The organism is Halomonas marinisediminis (assembly GCF_004347715.1).
Taxonomy (GTDB): domain Bacteria; phylum Pseudomonadota; class Gammaproteobacteria; order Pseudomonadales; family Halomonadaceae; genus Halomonas; species Halomonas icarae.
In genome coordinates this window covers 1-228 of record NZ_SLTR01000790.1, presented here as the reverse complement: position 1 = coordinate 228, position 228 = coordinate 1, and the positions used below count along the sequence as shown (strand labels likewise).

Sequence of the window (228 nt, the reverse complement as noted above, 5' to 3'; positions counted from 1 at the left end):
CATCCGGATGTTCAACAATGCCTTCGACGGGATCACGGGCGATACCCAGGATTTCTATCCCGAGGCCCTGCGCACCGAGATCGACGCGGTGAACGCGCGGGTCTATTCCGACATCAACAACGGCGTCTACAAGTCGGGCTTCGCCACCACGCAAGAAGCCTATGACGAGGCGGTCACCACGCTCTTCGCGGCCCTCGACTGGGTCGAAGACAGGCTGGGCACTCGGCG

The 228-nt window shown here is 62.3% G+C and carries 1 pseudogene; it reads left to right on the top strand.

Annotation, left to right across the window (positions count from 1 at the left end):
- Positions 1-228, top strand: a pseudogene (locus tag E0702_RS18540) (glutathione S-transferase family protein); the annotation flags it as partial.